This window comes from Rothia sp. HMSC071F11 (genome assembly GCF_001809115.1).
GTDB classification, from domain to species: domain Bacteria; phylum Actinomycetota; class Actinomycetes; order Actinomycetales; family Micrococcaceae; genus Rothia; species Rothia dentocariosa.
This window is the reverse complement of record NZ_KV795760.1, coordinates 39,081-58,734: the sequence shown is the minus strand read 5'-3', so window position 1 is coordinate 58,734 and position 19,654 is coordinate 39,081. Positions and strand designations below refer to the sequence as shown.

The window sequence follows — 19,654 nt, the reverse complement described above, 5'->3', positions numbered from 1 at the left end:
CGGCTCGTCCTGATATTGTGAAGCTGTATGAGGACGAGACTGGATGGGTGATCAGTCAGCATTTATCGCCTATGGAGTCGCCGATAAAGTTAGAGTTGCTGGATCCCAAACCTGTTGAAACTCCTGAGGGATCTAAGAACTATATGTGGCGTGCTCGGTTGAGTATAGACGCCAGTGCTTCGGTGTTTTATGCGGACACGAAGGAGACTCGTCCTTTGGCTGATGTTCTAGGGTTACAGCCGGGTGAGGTGCAGTTGCAGATTGCGTATGTGGAGGGTAAGTGGAGGTCTGAGACTGCTTATGATGTTGTTTATCAGATTTCGTGAGAGGTTTTAGAGTGGTTTCTTATAAGAGTTAGAACCATCATCATTCACAAGATGCCATTCTCCGTCTGTATAACGTACATCGCTACTTATATCAGCTTTTTCGCGGGCACCAATAAAATCTGTAAATAATTTCTCTGATTTATTGGCGGTTACGTAGACCGTAGCTTCTGGTGAAACTCGTAGCACACTTTGCCATTCATAGATTGTGGAATCTTTGAAATCGTTTCCTGAAGCTGGTGTAACCAGTTCAAGAGTATAAATATGTTGTGGCCCAATAACCCATCCTGTGTTATCCTCATACATTTTGAGGATTTCAGGATGGATAATTTTATACGGATCTGTTATCTGGCTTAGAGGTTTAAGGTCTCCGGTGAGATAGGCGTAGTTGGTTGATTCTATCCAATATGCTAGGAAAGCACAGATACCATCATGGCTGTACTCATTAATGTACTCGGGTTTTAGGGGTTTGGGAACGTTTAGTGCTTTATGGTCGTGAGTCGCTGGGGTGTATTTTCCAGATTTTTCATAATTATCAAGCCGAATAATTCCATCGTAGCCGTACCCATATTCGGGCTCGCGGACAAATGATTGTGTTGGCGAGGGGTATGAGGGGCTTGGTTTTTCTTGGCTGCGTGTTGATGGTGCGCATCCGCTGAGTGTAATGGTTGTGGCGGTGAGTCCGAGGGTGAGAATGGTTCTGCGCGTGGGCAGGTGTACAGAACTCATCGGGTCTCGCTTTCTACGCATTATGGCTGGTGTATTTACTCTACCGCATGGGGGAGTATTAGGTTTACGTGGTAGGTAGCTATATGCGAGCAGGGTAAGGGAGGCAAGGGAAGCAGAGGTAGTCGAAGAAGCCTGCTGCATTGCATACCCCGTATGCAATGCCCCCGCACCACCCGGGCAGCATGAGAACAGCACGGAGGTGGATACGGCAGGCGTGCAGAGGCAAGGTCGCCACACACACTAGCACGCGCATCACGAAGCTAGGGGAGTAAGAGCATCCGCCCACAGCACGAGCACAGCGAAGCCCCCGCCGCGCATCCGGGAGAGTAACCCGGTGCCCAGCAGGGGCTTCTAGGAACAAGCTACAGAACTTTACGCGCGAGCGTCGAAGTGCTGCAGACCGGAATCTTCGCGGCTACCGCCTTGACCGTCGCCAACATCGCGGTAATCGCTGATCCATTCAATTTTCTGAACCCACTTGACCATCTTGTAGCCGTGCATGGAATCTGCACGCAAGCGTAGGGGACCACCGTAAACATCCGGTAGGGGCTTATCGTTCATACCCCAAGCCAGAATGGTTTCGTCCTCCATTGCCATGGAGATATCCAAGCATTCGTAGTAGGGTTCGGTGGGGCGACCATCGTAGGTGTGACCCACGTGTCCGAAGGAAGTCACCATAACGTACCGTGCGTTATCGTCCTTTTCGACAAGGGCGAGTACATCACGCAGGCGAACGCCTTCCCATTTGGCGATGCCCGTCCACCCCTGCATGCAGGTGTGCATCGTAATATTGACTTCCTTGCCCAAGGACTTCAAATCGTCGATGCTTAGCGACTTCGGTTCTTTCACCAAACCGCCCAGCTCCAGGCGATAATCTACGAAGTCCTGTTCGCGCAGTCGGTTCCATTCGGTGCTTTCACGCTCTGTAGGCGGGCGTGTGTTAACCCAGTGGAACGGCGAAATGTCGGCGTCCGTGAAGGTCTGCTTCTTGACCTGGCGTGAGGAGATGCGATCCAGGAACAGGTTGCGAACCGGCTGGGTCAGACCCCAAACGAAGGTCTGAGCGAAGCGCAGGTCTCGATGCGACCAGTAGGAAGCACCGATCCAGACCGCGAGAACTACGACGACACCAACGATCAGCATGGTCACTGCCTGGGCGAACTGTGCCGCATCAATCTCGTTGTAGTTCTTATTGAGCATCATGTGCGCAATGTTGTACTGCGGGTGAACGATGAGTACCAGCGCCACGTGCATGATGGTGAAGACGCAGTAGAACGCCATGCCCAAGAAGTGAATTGAGCGGGCGGTCTGGCGGTTACGGAACAACCGCACGTAGCGTGGGAAGCGACCGCAGAATGCGGGGCTCATGATAGGACCGGTGGCAATCATCAGTGGTGCCACGATGAAAACCACGGTGAAGTACATGAGCTTCTGAAGCGCATCGTAGGGTTGGAAATGCTCAATAGAGGGGATTTGGAAACCCGCGTAAATCTGGATGGACTGCCATGCCTCGGGGAAAATATCCCAGGAGGTAGGAACAATACGGCGCCACTGACCCGTAATAAAGAGTAGGCTCACATAAACCAGACCATTAGCAATCCAGATGACGGTAGTGAGAGCGTGCCAAGCACGTCCCAAGCCAATCTGAGCCTTACCGGGGAGCGAAATCAGAGGGGAGAGGCTTCGTTGATCGTCGCGGGCGGTGTATTCGCCAGGAACGGTTGAAACCTTATCCTTCGTGAACTTGAGCCACTCAGACCCGGGGGTGCAGTGGTTGTTCCAGTAAAAACGCGGATGTGAGGCAATAACTTCCCAACCGGATCGGATGAGAAGTCCAATCATCAGAAAGTTAATGAAGTGGGTGATGCGCAGCCAGGCAGGAAAGTCTAGTGCTACACCACCGGCACTCATCATGAGTGTTTGGTGCATTTGTCTTCCTTAGAATGACTGTGTGTGCGTATGGAATTAGTGTGTGAGGCCGTAAAGTTGAGATGCTCTAATGAGCTATTCAGAGGTTGAGTCCATATCGTTCTCCGTCCCTGTAGAGCTCGTCTGTCAACGCGGGACTACCCGGAAGAGTCATGTCTCGACTAACCTGCAACCCCACATGAGATATTGGATTCTGTGGGATTTATGAGGAGCCCTGCCGTATCTATTTCATCTTAGCTGACACAGTGTCACTCGCAAAAGATAAGAGTCGTAACACGCCGAAAATTTGTCGTAAAAATACCGAATATTACGGACTTTTGAGGGTGTTAATGACCTTAAGTAATGCTGCCGGGTAACGATTACGTGACGGGTAAATTATGGAATTTAAGAGGTTATATGTATAAAAACTTAGGATACCCTTTTTGTGGGTTTAGAGCGATTAAACCAAAATTACATGTTCTTATTTTATGGTTTCAGACACCTCAACTCGTTGGTGCCCTAAAACCGGTAAGCGCGATGCACGCGAACGCAGCAGGTGAGGCTCGGTCGGGCGCATCTCCCCGCCCGCACCTAGAGCGTGAGCAGATATTATTTCGGCGAGCAGATAGCGGATTGTTATCTGCTCGCCGAAATAATATCTACTCGGGGAAAGGGCACCCCAAGAGGATACGAGCGAGAGGGCTGCAAAGTCCGTTCGAGAGTCCGCGGTGCAAAGACCTCAAGTCGGTAAACCGTCTGAACCTTGTAATTTTCCGAATGTGCCGCATCTGCGCGGGAAAATCGCCTGGCTCTGTTCAAATGCGGGTGTGGGATGGGAATGTGCCGCATCGACGCGGGAAAATCTCTACAATGAACCATAAACGCCGAACGAGCAGAGTCTTGCGCCAAGTCTACAGGATCAGCAAATGAGTAATGATATGGATCTTCGCACCTCCTATAAAAAATTCATCCAGGACTTACCCCAGCTTCTCGCGGACAAAGGCCCTGAACAGGTATATGCCCTGTACAAAGCCGAGAATTATGGCAGCCTGCGCGCGGGCGGGTTCCGCGAGGAAATCGAACGACTGGCCAGTCCCGCACCTCACTGGTGCGATCAGGGGTTCTTTCGGTTAGCCGAGCTCTACGATGGGCTGCAGCTGAACCATGACGACGGCTATTTTCTGGCGCTTATGAACTTGAACGTTTCGCTTCGGCAGAGTCTGCTGCGCCACGACCGGCAATTTCGTGACGAGCTGCTGTGGCACCTGTTCACCGTCGAGGGAACCCCCGAAAGATCGTTCGCGACGGTAGATAAAAATACGTTCAGAAACACCTGGCAGAGAGAACTGCTTGATGCTTCCGCCGAGGGGCTGATTCCCCGGGAATATCTGCTGGATGCGTGCCTGGCATCGTTAGCGCGGGACTTCGCGACCTACCGCGCCGGGTGGTTCTCCCGCATGTATGCCGCGCTCAAACCCACCGCCGCAGAATCCGCTCAACGGCAGGATACGCTCGTAAACCTGCTGGGGTCGCCGGTGGGCACGACCGTCACCCTAGCGGTCAAACAGCTTTCGGCGGTGCATCGGGCGGGTCTTCTTGACGCCGACTGGTTCGTTCGCGGATGCGCCCCCGCGCTGCTGACGAGCAAGGCGAATGCGCTGGCGATCCTCAAACTCTTGGCTTCTTTGCGCGGTACAGTCGGTGATACGCCGGTTGCCGAAACATCTGTTGTGGGGCTGAACCACGCGCATCCACAGGTGCAGGTGGCAGCCGCAAAATTGCTGCATCAAGCCAAAGCGACTGAAACGCTGCATCAGCATGTGCAGAACCTCAGCCCTGTTGCACGGCAGGAATTAGAGGATGCCGAACTCCTGAAACGTACAGAAGAGGGAACCGCGCAGCATACAGCCTTGAAAGCCCCAGCGCAGACCGAGCAAACCGCCGGGGATACGGACCACGATGCCCCGCCTCCTGATTACGTGCGTTCCGGGAAAAGTACGGGGAAAGTCCCCAATATTCTTGAGAGCATTCGAGTGAGTTGGGATTATCGTGAAAGCGAGGCGAAACGCCCCAACGGCAAACCCGAAAACGTGTGGTGGAGCCCCACCGTGCACCTGCCTGCCGCAGAACCACACCACATGCCAGACGAAAAACATCTACTCACCCTGCACTATGCAACAACGAGTTGCGAAGAACTGGCGCGCCTCTGCCCTTCCTCCACAGTGCCCGTGGCGGTAGGGCTGTTGGAACGATGGGTCTTTCTCGACGAAGAAGACGGGCACCACTATATGCATGATATGGTCCAGACTCTCAGGAATCATCCGGGGCAGTGGAACTTCATCACTTCGCAGGCGCTCGCTGTGCTGGCCACTTCAAAGCATCATATAGACCGTGCGGGAGCCGCCGAGCTGTTGGCGGAGAACCTTGGTGGTCGGCTCTCCTACGAAGACGCCACTACAGGGTTCTCGCAGGCTGCCCCGGCGCTGATGTTCACCCGGTGGGCGCATACCTTTGAAGATATGGCGGCCATAGACCCGCGCATCACCCTGCGTTTCTTAGGGGGTCTGCTGCCGCATTGTGAGCGCACCCAGCACGGGATGGGGAAGCTTCTGGGCGTATATGCACAGGAATACGTGCGTGCTCACGGCGCGAAGCGTAGCGTGAATGATTCCCCGCAGCTAAGCCCCGAGATGACCGCGTGGTTAGGCGGTTTTAAAGGGTCCTCGCAGGCGGCAAAACACGCACGGGCTATCCTCAAAACCCTCACCTAAATACACTTCCTCAGCCTGGGAAAGAAAACAGCTAGTTCTCCGGCGGTTTCTGGGTTTTGGAGGACCCCGAAGAGTCATTGCCCCGCAGAGGACTGTGCGTTTCTTTCGTCGGTTTCACAGCCGGAATCATACCGGTCGTGAGCTTCACCGTCGCGTTGCGGTGCGCCTTCAACGCATCAATCTGGGCACGTTTAGAAACGCCGGACTCATTCTCAGCCGTCTGTGACCTAAAAGCCCGCTTAATGGCTGCAGCCCACAGCGGGAACAGCAGAACCGTGAGGGCACCACCTGCCACCAGAAGCGATGCGGTAGAGCTCTCCAGCAGTCCCGAGCTCGTGGCGATACTCGTGACCGCCACAATAATAGGCAGACCCGCCGCTGAATACAGCGCCAACTCAACCTTCTCGCTCATTGACTGCAGTCCCGAACCCGTGTTCGTGAACCGCTCCGCAATAAACACCGGCACCCCGCGCACCAGCAGAATACCGATAACCACCATCGCCAGCAGCAGAGGCGAAGACGCCACCACAGAGGGGTTAATCCCCATACCGCTGACCACGAAAAACAGCGGAATCATGAACGTAAACCCGACCGTCTCTAACCGTGCCGTGATCATGTGAAGTGCGCCCACCGGGGTGAGCGAACGCATAATAATACCTGCAGCGAAGGCGCCGAGCACCGCATCCAGCCCGAAAAGCGCCGTAAACATGATGAGGGTAGCCAGCAGAAACATAGCAAGACGCAGCACGAGCTGACTGGTTGTGTTAGTTTCTACCGCCATAATCTGGCGCAGGCCGGGCACTTTCTGCAGAAGACGATGCGGAATAATCGCCGTCACCACAGCAATCGCCATGAACCCCAGCAGAATCAGAATCGCCAAACCCGGCGAGTACGAGGAGAGCAGCAGCGACATCGCAAAAATCGGGAAAAGCTCGCCAACGGCACCATGCACCAGCACCGCATTACCCACCCGAGTACCCGCTGCACCATGGGATTTGAGCATGGGCAGCAGCGTGCCCAGAGCCGTGGAACTCAGCGCAATACCCACCGCAATATAGGTGTTAAAACCCTTGGCGAAACCGGTGATGAGCGCCGCCCCCAGCACGCCCAGTGCAAAGCAAACGAACCAGGTTGCGATCGCGCTTTTACCCTGGCGGTTACGCAGCGAATCGACGTTAATCTCAAACCCGGCAATCAGAAAGAGCATGCCTAAACCCAGCTCTTTCAGCAGCGGAATGCCGCCGTCGCTGCCGGATGCCAGCCCCAGCGCGTTCGGGCCAATGAGCACACCGCAGATCAGCAGGAACACCACATCAGGGATGCGCTTGCCCGTTAGCCGCGACATGATGGGCGAAAGCAGCGCCGCTAAGGTCACCCAAAAAATCGAGACATACTGCGCGGTACCCTCAACCCCGGACGCCTCGTGCGGACCCGCAGCAAGAATATGCGTGTGCGCGGCGGCGAGGGGCTGGGCAAGCTGAGAAACATCCAGAACGTTCATAGTGAAGAAAGCATACCTTAGATACTTCGGGTTATTCACATAGGAGGCGGCTTCAAGGAGGTCGGGCGTAAGTACAGCGGGCGAGGAAATCTACTCCAGCTGCCTAAGGTATCACATGACGTTCCGAAGTTAGCGGATAATCCGCACACAACAATCCGGTATCTTGCACCCACCCTGCACATCTGCGCCCTGAGCTGGGGCAAAACATTTTGACATCACGTGATGCGGCATACCCTCAACACGAACCATCACAGCATCAGGCGCCGCTAGAAACCGCCCGCAGAACACGGTACCGTAGAATGCACCACCACAGGCACGAGCGAGCAGGAGATGCATGCTACCGGAAACCAACACCCGGCGAGATACCGGGTTAGACAGCGCTCGCGCCTTTGCGCTTCTGCTCATGCTCATTCCTGTGAGCGTAAGCCTTAACCTGGTGCCCGGCAAACATCTGAGCTGGCTTTCACAGGTGCTTCCGCAGGCATTGAACCTGTTTGCCGTGATTCTGGGCGCGGCTGCATATTTATACTCCCGCAAGGTGGCTTTTCCGCAGTTTTTTGCGAGCAGTATCGTGCGTTTTCTGGCGTTCTGCGTGCTCGGCTGGATTCTCGCCCAACTTCCACACAGCGCCTTTGCGGATCAGGCTTTTTCCGGGTGGAAAGACTTCCCCATCCGTTTCGATATGCTTCTGCCCCTAGCTGTGCTGACTCTGCTGAGCATCGGGCTGGTGTACATGCCGTTTTGGGTGCAGCTTGCTGTGACCGTGCTCGCCAGCCCCGCCGTGCCGTTCACTTACGAGCGGCTGAGCGTGGGCGGGTGGACTGCCGACGACTGGCTGCATCGCACAATCCCAGCAATCGTGAACGAGAGCGCGGGAACCATGTTTCAGGATGGGTTCAAACTTATTTGGCTTATGGGCTTGGGTATGGTGCTGTGGCGAGGGTACGAAAAACTTGGCGCACGCTTGGGCATACCGGTTGCGCTGGGTTCTCTTGCCGTGTGTATCTACCTGTGGGTGTATCCGCATGCCCAACTGGGACCGCTCACGTGGCCGATCGTACTCACCATCGTAGGCGTGGCGGGAACCGTCTGCACGTGGGGCGAACTTGCGCGGCTCAGCGCCGGAAAAGGCGTGCTGGAACCGTTCGCGCGGCTGGGTCGAATGTCGCTGAGCGCATCCATTGTGATGCTGGGGCTGGCATTCTACGGTGGCGGGCGGCTCGTGACGATGGTCGCCGGTGAAGGTTATCGCGCCCCGCAGCAGGGGAGCGTCTATAGTTATGCGCTCTGGTTCGGGTTCCTGCTTGCATGGTGGGTGCTGGCGATGATGCTGTGCACCCTGTGGGAGAAAATTCAGCAGCGCGGCCCCCTCGAAATGGCGCTCGCCCTCATGAGTGGGCGGGGTTAGCCCGGCGAAGTGACGAATATGCTGGCACGCACGGTTTCTCTTCGATAATCTGGTGCCTACTGAAGAAAACGTGAGAGAGGAATAAGTCCGTGACGTACTTTGCGTACAGGGTGGTGGGGAAGACTGAATATAACGGATTTGATGTCCCCCAGACTCCGCAGTCTTTCGCCGACGATACCGAGCAGCGCCTCACTGATCCCGACTTTTTGGAGGGTGACAAACGCTTCGCCCTTGTGGTGTGGGCTCTGCCTGAAGGCGTGAACCATGTTGATGACGTTCCCCAGGATTCGGTGGCGCACGGCAACTATATACAGTGTGCCGGTTCTACGCATGCGATGACGGTGGAAATTAGGGTGACTGCCGAAGATGGTTCGTACGAACAGTACACGGTGGCCCGCAAACCTGTGACCGACCCCGATGCGTGGACAACCATTACGTGGGTTGGTAACCGTATGCCCGTTCAGGTGCACCCCGAAGAGGTTTTCACGGGTGAGCAGGCGGCGCCTATCTTCCGCGCCTACATTGAGGACGGTGTGATTCCGCCACGCGAGTTGCTGCGTACACTGGATATTTAGATGTTTGGTGAGGCCTAGGGGGGACCCGGGCAGAAGGTACATACAACAAACCCCCTGAAGATTACTCTCAGGGGGTTTAGGGTTGGTCGGGATGACAGGATTTGAACCTGCGACCTCGTCGTCCCGAACGACGCGCGCTACCAAGCTGCGCCACATCCCGGTGTTAACCTGTCGGGGCAACCCGCAGGCAACTCATCAATAATAGCCGAAGAGCCCAGGGAAAGCAACACGAATAAGCCCTCTCAAAAACCTGTAAACCCTGAGTTTCCAGGGGAGTAGGCGCGGTGTCTTGTGCGTGTGCTTCCGCCTTCTGCTTGATGCACTAAAAACGCGGAAGCACACGCACCACCGGAGAAAAACGCTCAACGTTTCCCGCAGCGGCTGTACAAGGTTACTCGCCTAGATCTTGGCGGCGCGGAACACAAACGCGGCAGTCGCTTCACGAGTAACGGGTTCATGCGGGCGGAAGGTGCCGTCGGGCCAGCCGGTTGTGATCTTCTGGGTCTTAAACCACGAGATTTCGCGGTAGAACGGGTTCGCCGAGGTCACATCCGTAAAGGGATCCTGAGCCGGTGCCGCATCGTCGTTCATATTAGCGGCACGGTAGAAGAACGCCGCCAGAGCCTCACGAGTAACGGAATCGTGCGGGCGGAAAGTGCCATCCGACCAGCCTGTCGTGATGTGCTGCTGGTGCATCCACACGATCTCCTTGTAGAAGGGATCGCTCGTAGCAACGTCGGTGAACGGCGACTGCTTGGGCAGAACAACATCGGGTGATCCAGCCATACGGTAGAAGTATGCGGCAATTGCGGCGCGCTCAATATTCTGGGACGGGCGGAAGGTGCCATCGGGCCAGCCCGTCGAAATCCCGGTCTCTCCCAGCCACGTGATCTCCTGATAGAACATGTGGGTCTGGGGAACATCCTTGAAGACCACCGCCGCTGGCTTTTCGCTCGGTGCGGGTGCGGGCGCCTCCGGAGACGGGCCGTCACTCGGGGCCGGTGCGGGCATAGGCGCCGCAGGAGTCGGATCTACCGAGAGCCCGGGGTTCGTTTCAGCTGCCGGTGCGCTGGGGGCTGCGGATGCGCTCGGCGCAGGATCCGCCGCCTTCGCAGTTTCCGCAAAAGCAGGCTGAGCGGCAAAGGTCAGGCCAAGAGCAAGAGTGAGTGCAGAAGCGGTGCCCTGAGCCAGAAACTTCCTCGCATCATTGCGTGACATATTTTCCTCCATGAGGTTATAAGAGTTTAAGTGAATGAGTATCTGCACGCTCCACGAAGCGGCAAGACACCTTTATCATCCACAAAAAACTTTGCCGTGTCTACTCAGGCGGTTACAGCTAAGAACTATGACGTTTAGGGCTCTCATGCATGTATCACAATAGGTTAAACGTGCACATAAGAGTTAGGCGCCGGGGGAGTCTGAATCCTGCCGCGCATCCTCCCACGAGGTGTACATTGCGGCAAACTCGCCACCGGCGGCAATCAGCTCCTGCGGTGAACCATCCTCAACAATAGACCCCGCAGAAACAACCAGCACCCGGTCCGCACTCAGCACGGTCGAAAGACGATGTGCAATCACCACAGCGGTACGCCCCGCTAACAGAGCATTGAGCGCCCGCTGCACCGCACGCTCGCTGGGAATATCGAGGGATGCAGTAGCCTCATCCAAAATCAGTACCCGCGGATTTGCCAAGAAAACGCGGGCAAAAGACACAAGCTGACGCTGCCCGGTTGAAAGGTTCACACCGCCGCGCCCGAGCATCGTGCCGTACCCCTGCGGGAGGGTCTGAATAAACTCATCCGCGCCGACAGCCTGCGCCGCCCGGCGTACCTGGTCGTCGGTCGCCTGCGGGTTCCCCAAACGAATGTTCTCGGCAATCGAGGCTGAGAACAGAAAGACTTCCTGAGTGAGCATGACGACGTTTCGGCGCAGCTCCCGGTCGGTCAGGGAACGCACATCTACGCCGTCGAGAAGCACCCTGCCGGTATCAACGTCATAGAAACGGGCAATTAATTTGGCAATCGTAGACTTTCCGGCACCGGTTTCACCCACGAGTGCCACCGTCTGCCCCGGTGCAATCCTCAGCGACGTAGGCATGAGCGCGTGCTGACCCGCAGTGTAACCGAATGCGGCATCCTCAAGAACGATCTCACCCAGCGGGGCTGCTTCCACCGAACTCTCGGTGCTCACCGGCGCGGTGGGGGACTGCGGCAGGCTTACCGGATGCTGCGGGTCTTGAATCTGTGGCTTCTCCGCTAAGAACCCGGAAACCTTCTCCAACGCCGAAAACGCCGACTGGAGTACGTTATAAAACTCGGAGAGCGTCATAATCGGCTCAAACACCCGGTTCGCATAAATAATGAGCGCAAGCAGGGTGCCCACCTGCATGGTGCCGCCGAGCACCGCATACCCCCCAATCACAAGCGCCGCCGCCACAAAAATATTGCCCAGCAGAATCAGCACGGGGGAGTAGATGCCGAAGAGCTTGATAGAATCCATGACCGCAACCCGGTACCGCTCGGCGTTGCGTGCGTACGATGCGCGCGCATCCGCCTCTGCACCGAAACTCTTAATGGCTCGAATACCGGTGTAGGTTTCAACAAAACGGCTTGTCAGCTGGGCAGATTCGTTACGCATGGCACGGAATGCGGTTTCTGAGCGGGTGCGGAACCAGCGGGTTATCAACCAGATGGGAACCGTCATAGCCACCAGAAGCAGGCCGATGCGCCAATCCAACAGGAAAATGGCGATTACCGAGAACGCAATCCCCAGCAGGGTTGTGGCAAGCTGACTGATACCGCTGTCTAAGAAGGTGCGGATCGTATCAATATCGCTTGTCAGCCGCGAAATTACGCGGCCTGACGTATATGACTCGTGGAACGAGACGCTCAGTGACTGCGAATGCTGGAACACGCGCGTGCGCAGGCTCAACAGCACACCCAGCGAAACCCTCACCGTATAGACCACATTCACCCAGGTCAGGGTGCCGTTAGCGAGCACAGTTGCCCCAAAAAGTACCACAAAGAATATAAGCGGGGCGCTGTCGCCGTGGGTGAGTGGTTCAATCGCGGTATCGAGCACGCGTGCAATCAGCCAGGGCTGCACGGCGGATGCGATCGCCCCGAGTATTACCGCCGCCACGGAAATCGCCAGGGACAGCCGATGCGGGCGCAAAATCTCACGCAGTAGACGATACGAACGCTTCCGAGCCTGCCGCCGTTCTTCGGGGGACAGGTTCGTGCGTTCGTCAGAATTTGGCACGAGACGCGTGGGCATTAACCCTCGTCCTGCACACTCATTAGGCGGCGGTACTGCGGCAGCTTCATAAGCTCGGTGTGGGTTCCCTGGGCGGTAATACGGCCATCCTCCAGCAGCAGTACCCGGTCGGCAAGCGCTACCGTTGAAGGACGATGCGCGGTCAGCAGGGTGGTAGCCCCGCCCAGTCCTTCATGCCCGGTGCGCAGCGCCTCAATAATCTTCTCTTCCGTGTGAACGTCCAGCGCCGAGAACGGATCATCAAGCAGCAGCACGCTCGGGCGAACCGCCAGGGCACGCGCCAAAGAAAGCCGCTGCCGCTGACCACCCGAGAGGCTCAACCCCTCTTCGCCAATAATGGTATTGACCCCTTCGGGAAGGTCGTCCACGAAATCGCAGGCCGCGATCGTGAGGGCGGCGCGCACACGCTGATCCGCCTCTTCAGAAGAGCTAAGATCGTGCACCCCTAGCAGGACGTTCTCACGCACCGACCCCGAGAACAGCACGGCCTCCTCAAAAACAGAGGCCATTTGCGCGCGTACCTCAGGCAGCGGCATATCGGCGGCATCGCGACCGCCCAGCAGAATCTTTCCCGACGAGGGCTCATAGAACCGCGGAATCAGGTTGAGAATTGTTGATTTCCCGCTGCCGGTAGCCCCCACGAGCGCCAGAATCTCGCCCGCAAAAGCTTTAAACGTAATATCGTGAAGTACCGACGGGGTTTTGGAGGTTGCAGCCTTCTGCTGTGCATGCGCAAACTCGCGTTCCTGCTCTGTAGGCTCGGGGCTTGGATCCTGCATATCAGCCTGTAATTCCGGGAATGCCGCAGGATCGGGATCTGCCTCTTGTGCGGAACCGGCACTGTCCTGGTGACCCTGCGAACCCTTGGCAAAACCTAAAATCTTCGCCAGAAAACCGCCTAAACCGCTCTGCTCGGCGTGATCCGTTGAAGCCCCATCCTGCCCGGAATGCTCCTCAGGAACCTCAGCCGTGCGCGCCTGAGTATCAGCGGAATCTTCGTGTGCGCGAGCCACCGCATCAGAATCGACGGCATCTACAGTGTTCGCCTGCTCGGCATAGCTGAAGCTCACCGCCTCACACGCCACAGAAATTGCGCCACCCGAAGGATAAGCCACGGTCTCCTCCTCAACTAGTCGTACCTGTTCATCGCCGGGGTCCGCCATCACCTCAACGTGACGCTCAAACGCCACCCGGTAATTCAAATACGATGCCATCAGTGCGGTCGAACGGAGCACATGCCCCAACACCACCGTCAGCACCGCAAAATAGGCGGTCATCGCACCCAAAGAAAGACTACCCGATGCCACCTGCGGCGCGCCCACCAGCAGGGCGAGCATCGTCACCGCCCCCACAATCACGCGCTGATAAAACCCCACACGTGCCACCAACATGGCACGGCGATGCTCCACCTCATTCAAATGTTCGGCATCGCGGGTGTACTCGGTAATCTGCTCGGGGGAGCGGCCTAGCGCCTTAACCACCCGAATACCGCGCACAGACTCCTCAATGCGGGTCGAAAGATCGCTGGTGAGCCGCTGAATCTCGCGGGTATATGCCTCATATTTGCGCACATAGCTGATGAGCGACAGCACCAGCACCGGAATAGCCACCCCAAAAATAACCGCAAGCGGGGCGGACGCGGTCACCATAAAATACCCGCCCGTTACGAACATGACCACAACCGAGGTCATCTGCACCAGCGCAAACGAAAACCACCGGCGAATCGTACCCAAATCACCCATGGAACGGGTGAGCAACTGCCCGGAAGACCACCGGTCAAGAACGCTCAGCGGCGCCCGCAAAATCCGGTCAAAAAAGTTCATGCGCATGCGGATTTCAAGCGTGGAGGTAGGATCCACGATCAGCCACCGCCGCCAATACGCCAACGATGCGTTCCCCACGCCGATCAAAAGTACTAGTCCGCCGCCAATCCAGACGCCCGCCTCGGTCGTATTCTGCACAAGCTCATCGACAATGAACCGAAGCATCTGCGGAATAGAAATTTCGAGAACCGCCGCGCCAATAGCAACCAGCATGCCGATAGCCCAGCGCCACCGAATCGGGGCAATATACGGCAGGAATTTGAGGGGCGCGCGCTCGCCCGCATCATAGTTCACGGGCGCGGGAATAGGCTCCGGGGCAGTTTCCAAGAAGGGATTGCGTCGTCGAGAAGTGCCGGGGGCGTGTGTGCGGGTCGTGCTCGATTCCTCCTGCTTAGATGCGGTTCAACGTTCCTACATGGCGTGAGCGAGCGTTAGTGCTCTTAATTATAGAGCGGCATCCCGGATGCACCCGCTACGGTTCTGCCCTGAGCGTCCCGTTCTTATCGGTGAGCTTAACCCGTTTCCTCTTCTCCTAGCACGCGAGAGGTTGCACGGTTGCAGCTTAGGTGTGGTAGGTGTTCAGATGCGCCAGGTAGTCATCCGCGCTGTCTACCACTTGCTGGGCAGCGGCTTCATCGTAGCTCTCATAGGTGTCGATGGTGTGGAACGCGAAGAGAGGCTGATAATCGGCGCTGATATAGTTGGCCGTCAGCCCGAAGGGGTGCAGGGTTTCGGCGACGGTATACCCGACGGAGCCTTCCGCACTGTACTCTGGGGCGGGAGCGCCCAGCGAGACGGCAATGCCGAGTTTCTTATTCTCGAACGCCTTGCCTTTCGAGCCGTAGGCCCACCCGTACGTCAGCACCTCGTCGCACCACTGTTTCAGAAGCGGTGGGCAGTTAAACCAGTACACCGGGAACTGAAGCACAATGTTCTGGTGCTCTTCCACGAGAGCCTGCTCGCGCTCTACATCAATCACGCCGTCGGGGTACTCGCTGTACAGCTCATGCACGGTAAACCGATCTGGATGCTGGCGCAGCATGTGAACCCAGGTTTTGCTGACCATAGAATCATGGATACTAGGATGCGTGACAATCACAAGGGTTTTCATGGTATTCCTTTCCGTTCGACTTGAGAAAATACCATGGTATCTATGCCGTTTGGCTCTGACAATACCTCAGAGGACCCTTTCGGCTAACGGCTATAAAGCGATGTCTCGCAAGGAGGTGCGCTGCTGACCGTGCGCATCAAAATTCTTCGGATCCAGCCATTGCAGCAACCGGTGTTTACGCTGCTCCCACTCAGTATCTAGCATTGAATACCACGCCGTATCGCGGTTGCGGCCTTTATATACGACGGCTTGGCGGAACGTTCCCTCATAGGTGAAGCCCAGACGCTCGGCTGCGCGGCGTGAAGGCTCATTCAGCGCATCGCATTTCCACTCGTAGCGGCGATAGCGCAGCGTCTCAAACACGTATTGCGCCAGAAGGTACTGCACCTCCGTGGCGGCGCGAGTGCGTTTTAGACGTTCGCCATACGTCACGCTGCCCACCTCAATAACACGGTGGGCGGGGTTGATGCGCATGAGCGCTAAAGTGCCAACCGCACGCCCATCCTGATCTATCACAGCCAGATAGTAAGGATCCGTGGATTCCTCCATGCGCTTGAGGAGGGTCTCTAACTCTGCTCGGTCAGCAACAGGGTTCAAGGATAAATAGGTAAAACTCTGTTCGGGAGCTTCAGGGCCGTAGACCTCGTACAGGTCGTTGCCGTGGCGTTCTGCATCAAGTTTTTCGAGGCGGCAGTAGCGCCCTTGTAGAGAGTCAATGCTGGGAGTATCGCCCGCGCGGTAGTCGGGCAGGGCATCGCCGATAGGTTGCTGGTAGTCGTTATATCGCATGGGCCTTTCCAATGCATTGCAGTAGTAGGGAAGAGTGCCTTCCGGTATTTACTCTACACGCGAGCAGGTAGCATTTGACCGAGCAGGTAAGAAAATACTACCTGCTTGGCCAAAAACCACCTGCTCGCGGAATATAAAGGGGAAGAAAACCTACCCGTCCTTTGCCGTGAGGGTGACGAGCACCGCCTCCGGGGGACAGAAGAGGCGCACCGGCGCGAACCGTGAGGTCCCCAGCCCCGCCGAAACCTGCACCGGAACATTGCCCTGATAGCTCACACCCTTCGCACGCGAAGGCGGCAAATCGCAGTTACTCACGAGAGCCCGACCGCCCGGCAGACATACCTGCCCGCCGTGCGTGTGACCGGCAAGAATAAGTTCGGCACCATCCTGCACAAATCTGTGCAGAGTGCGCATATACGGTGCATGGGCAACGCCCACACGAATACTCGGCACGTCCGAAGGCTCAAACGCTTGCGGTGAGAACCCTGGATGCGCATCGTAACGCAGATGCGGATCATCCACCCCCGAAAATTCCAGGCGCAGCCTGCTCAGCGTGATGCCGTCGTACCGGTTAATAAGCCCCGTCCATCCTCGCGACTCAAAAGCGTTATGCATACGCTCAATCGGAAGCGGCATACGCGACCCTTCCTCAATCTCCTGAGGCGTGCGCGCCTGCCACAGATACCGTGCAGGATTTTTCAGCACCGGGGCAAAATAGCAGTTCGAGCCAGGCACGAAAACCCCCGGAAAATCCAGGAGAGGGTCAAGTGCCTCCAAGAGAGGGTCAAGCCCACCCACATGCGAGAGGTTATCGCCCGTATTCACCACCAAATCCGGGTTCAATCCCGCCAGCGAATGCATGAACTCAGTCTTCGCCCGCTGCCCCGGAATCATATGCATATCCGAAATATGTAGAATCCTAAAGTTTGGCGACCCCACTGGAAGCACCGCGAGAGTTTCCTCGCGCACCTGAAAATTATTTAATTCGACGAATCGCCCATACGCCGCCGTGGCGGCTCCCAAAGCAAGCCCTGCAGCCGCAAACTTCACCATACCCTGTGTGAAGTGCGAACCACGTGCCGCTTCAGAAGCCGCCACGGATGCGCGGGCACCGGATGCGTTCTCACACATCGTGTGCCTTTCTTCAGTACACCCTTTTAGTTACCGTTGACGTTTGTTGACGTCACCGATGCCGGGGGCTCAGTAAACTTCTCGGTGTTGTACTTCGGTGCCATGGCCTGCATGAACTGCTGCCACTGGGCACCCGCATAGGTCGCACCGTCCACGTACTCCAGCACGCGACCGTTAATCGCAATACCGTTCATCGAGCGGTAACCCAAGTCGTTACTGCCCACCCACGAAGCAGTTGCCAGGCCGCGGGTGTAACCGACCATCCAGGTCTGCGAGGAGTTATCGTTCGTACCGGTCTTCGCAGCGGAAGCATCCGGCAGACCGATAGCGCGCTTAGGCGCTGAACCTCCGGAGGCAAGCACGCCCTTGAGCACGTAGCTCACACCGTTAGCAATATCCGGGCTGATCGCCTGTTCACACTTAGACTCGTAAGTCTTCATGGGCGAACCGTCACTCTTAGTAATCTTCTCAAGTGGGCGCGGCTCACAGTACTTACCTTCGCTCGCGAAAGTTGCGTATGCGCTCGCCATGGTCAGCGGGGTAGCACCGTACCTGGTACCACCAATGTTGGCACTGAGCAGACCCGGATCGTACAGCTGCTGACCCAGACCGTCGTGCAGGTGCAGCTTATTCGCCATATCGCTGATATCGCAGAGGTCGAGCTTACTGACCATCGAATACAGGTAGGAGTTAGCCGAAACGCGAATACCGTAGGCAACCGTACCCCAGCTCTGGTATCCCTGAACTGCGTTCTTGAAGGACCAGCCGTTAGCGGAGTCGCGGTAGTAGTACTTACCGCCCTCCACACAGCGGGCGTTCCACCCAAAGTTGCTTGGGTAGGATAGGGCCGTACCATCGATTTGGGCGTTCACACCTCGACCAGAGTTAATCCACTGGGACAGCACCACGGGCTTGAAGGTTGAGCCCGGCTGGAATCCGGGGGTGCCGCCATAGAGCGAATCTACGTTGAAGTTGAACTGGGTTTGCGAGTGGTCATTCGCATCCTTGGGTTTACCCCATTCGGCGTTCTGAGCCATCGCCACCACGCGACCGCTGCCAGGCTCCACACTGGTCAAAGCGGCGTTCACGTTGTTGGTGTTGGTGGAACCGGGCTGAACAGCCTCCACAGACTGTTTAGCGATCTTTTGCGCTTCGGGGTTTAGGGTACTCACAAGCTTAAAACCGCCGCGGTTGAGCAGGTTCAAACGCTCCTCGGGAGTTGCCCCGAAAGATTCGTCGAGCGCAACATAGTTCACCACGTAGTTACAGAAGAATGAGCTTTCGCCCGCAACAGAGCAGCCCTTCTCAGGCGGATGAACATTGAGCTTAATAGGCGATGCAATGGCTTCATCGTATTCTTGCTGTGAAATCTTACCGTCACGAAGCATGGTGCCAAGCACCACATCGCGGCGTTCACGCGCCAAATCGGGGTGGGTCGTTGGGTCATAGGTGTTCGGTGACTGCACCAGACCCGCGAGAAGGGCCGATTGGGCTACCGAAAGATCCTTCGCGGAAATACCCCAGTAGTATTGGGCCGCCGCCTCAACACCGTAGTTGGTGCCGCCCAAGTTCACGATGTTCAGATAGCCCTCAAGAATCTCGTCTTTAGACTTGTTCTGCTCCATCGAGATAGCGAGCTTCATCTCTTTGATCTTATCGAGATAGCCTTTATTCCCGCCCAGGGTTGTGGGGTCCGCGCCGCGCTGCACATCGGAATCAACGATCAGGTTGTTCACGTACTGCTGCGTGAGCGTCGATGCACCCTGACGCTTCTTCGGGTTCAGGAAGTTATTCGCAAACGCACGACCAATGCCGATAGCTGATACGGCGCCGTGGTTGTAGAAGTCGCGGTCTTCCACCGAGATAATGGCATCACGCATATGCGGCGACATCTGATCGAGCTTAACCTCTGTACGGTTTTCCTCGAAGAAGGTCGCAAGCTCGGTCTTACCATCAGAGGCGTACAGAGTCGATGGGCGTGAGAAAGGACCTTCTGAAATATCTTCCGGAAGATCCTGGAACCACGCCATTGAGGCATTAGCAACCATGCCAACACCTACCGCCGGGGGTACCACAATAATTGCTACCAAGAACCCGGCAATGATGCTGAACGCCACAAACTGCAAAAAGTCACTGGGGCGACGCCGTTGCGCGCGCGATTTTTTTCGTGAAGCCATTCATTCAGTTTAGCGGATACACCTGAGAACGCATCCCTCAAAAGGGTTAAACTCTAGGTTTAACTTGCCGGTTTCCCGTCTTCGCGGGCAACGCGCCGGATGCGCATCCTTGGTTGTATCGTGAAAACACTG

General features: G+C 56.4%; 14 protein-coding genes and 1 tRNA gene. 4 read left to right on the top strand and 11 right to left on the bottom strand.

Translation table 11 applies throughout. The features are described from left to right. Window positions 1-326 (top strand): DUF6318 family protein (locus HMPREF2554_RS07860; RefSeq protein ID WP_083297448.1); only part of this gene is annotated, 326 nt, incomplete at its 5' end. Between the two features lie 6 nt (window positions 327-332). On the opposite strand, the gene HMPREF2554_RS07855 is transcribed toward HMPREF2554_RS07860, so the two are convergent. Together HMPREF2554_RS07855 and HMPREF2554_RS07850 are read right to left on the bottom strand one after the other, a co-directional pair. Next, complete coding sequence (locus HMPREF2554_RS07855; RefSeq protein WP_013397781.1) at window positions 333-1,052, bottom strand: DUF6318 family protein; 720 nt, start codon at window positions 1,050-1,052, stop codon at window positions 333-335. Window positions 1,053-1,424: 372 nt separating this feature from the next. After that, a complete protein-coding gene (locus HMPREF2554_RS07850; RefSeq protein ID WP_004005513.1) occupies window positions 1,425-2,981 on the bottom strand; it encodes a molybdopterin-dependent oxidoreductase in 1,557 nt (518 codons plus the stop codon). Between the two features lie 905 nt (window positions 2,982-3,886). Here HMPREF2554_RS07850 and HMPREF2554_RS07845 point away from each other — a divergent pair. Further along, the gene (locus tag HMPREF2554_RS07845) at window positions 3,887-5,731 is read left to right on the top strand and encodes a DUF6493 family protein (protein WP_013397780.1); all 1,845 of its coding nucleotides are present in this window, start codon (window positions 3,887-3,889) and stop codon (window positions 5,729-5,731) included. A gap of 31 nt (window positions 5,732-5,762) precedes the next feature. Here the strand turns inward: HMPREF2554_RS07845 and HMPREF2554_RS07840 are convergent, their stop codons facing one another. Continuing rightward, window positions 5,763-7,232 carry a cation:proton antiporter gene (locus HMPREF2554_RS07840; RefSeq protein ID WP_013397779.1) on the bottom strand — a complete coding sequence of 490 codons (1,470 nt, stop codon included), beginning with the start codon at window positions 7,230-7,232 and terminating at the stop codon, window positions 5,763-5,765. Window positions 7,233-7,566: 334 nt separating this feature from the next. Between HMPREF2554_RS07840 and HMPREF2554_RS07835 the strand changes: the two genes are divergently transcribed. Both HMPREF2554_RS07835 and HMPREF2554_RS07830 read left to right on the top strand, forming a co-directional pair. Next, a complete protein-coding gene (locus tag HMPREF2554_RS07835; RefSeq protein WP_070554570.1) occupies window positions 7,567-8,640 on the top strand; it encodes a DUF418 domain-containing protein in 1,074 nt (357 codons plus the stop codon). 89 nt (window positions 8,641-8,729) lie between these two features. Next, window positions 8,730-9,215, top strand: a complete 486-nt coding sequence (locus HMPREF2554_RS07830) for a hypothetical protein (RefSeq protein WP_048777889.1) — start codon at window positions 8,730-8,732, stop codon at window positions 9,213-9,215. An 83-nt stretch (window positions 9,216-9,298) separates the two neighbouring features. Here the strand turns inward: HMPREF2554_RS07830 and HMPREF2554_RS07825 are convergent. The 8 genes from HMPREF2554_RS07825 to HMPREF2554_RS07790 form a co-directional block, all read right to left on the bottom strand. Continuing rightward, window positions 9,299-9,375: transfer RNA gene (locus tag HMPREF2554_RS07825), tRNA-Pro, on the bottom strand. A 239-nt stretch (window positions 9,376-9,614) separates the two neighbouring features. Then, entirely contained in the window at window positions 9,615-10,433 is an 819-nt protein-coding gene (locus HMPREF2554_RS11810) for an S-layer homology domain-containing protein (protein ID WP_305793973.1), read from the bottom strand. A gap of 183 nt (window positions 10,434-10,616) precedes the next feature. After that, complete coding sequence (locus HMPREF2554_RS07815) at window positions 10,617-12,491, bottom strand: ABC transporter ATP-binding protein (RefSeq protein ID WP_070554568.1); 1,875 nt, start codon at window positions 12,489-12,491, stop codon at window positions 10,617-10,619. After that, a complete protein-coding gene (locus HMPREF2554_RS07810) occupies window positions 12,491-14,608 on the bottom strand; it encodes an ABC transporter ATP-binding protein (RefSeq protein ID WP_070554623.1) in 2,118 nt (705 codons plus the stop codon). Before HMPREF2554_RS07810 ends, HMPREF2554_RS07815 begins: the two co-directional genes overlap by 1 nt. Before the next feature lie 268 nt (window positions 14,609-14,876). After that, a complete protein-coding gene (locus HMPREF2554_RS07805) occupies window positions 14,877-15,425 on the bottom strand; it encodes an NAD(P)H-dependent oxidoreductase (RefSeq protein WP_070554566.1) in 549 nt (182 codons plus the stop codon). Between the two features lie 90 nt (window positions 15,426-15,515). Further along, complete coding sequence (locus tag HMPREF2554_RS07800) at window positions 15,516-16,214, bottom strand: GNAT family N-acetyltransferase (RefSeq protein WP_013397771.1); 699 nt, start codon at window positions 16,212-16,214, stop codon at window positions 15,516-15,518. Between the two features lie 150 nt (window positions 16,215-16,364). After that, window positions 16,365-17,345 (bottom strand): metallophosphoesterase, encoded by a 981-nt coding sequence (locus HMPREF2554_RS07795; protein ID WP_013397770.1) that lies wholly within the window; start codon window positions 17,343-17,345, stop codon window positions 16,365-16,367. A 26-nt stretch (window positions 17,346-17,371) separates the two neighbouring features. Then, complete coding sequence (locus tag HMPREF2554_RS07790; RefSeq protein WP_070554564.1) at window positions 17,372-19,522, bottom strand: transglycosylase domain-containing protein; 2,151 nt, start codon at window positions 19,520-19,522, stop codon at window positions 17,372-17,374. Window positions 19,523-19,654: the final 132 nt, after the last annotated feature.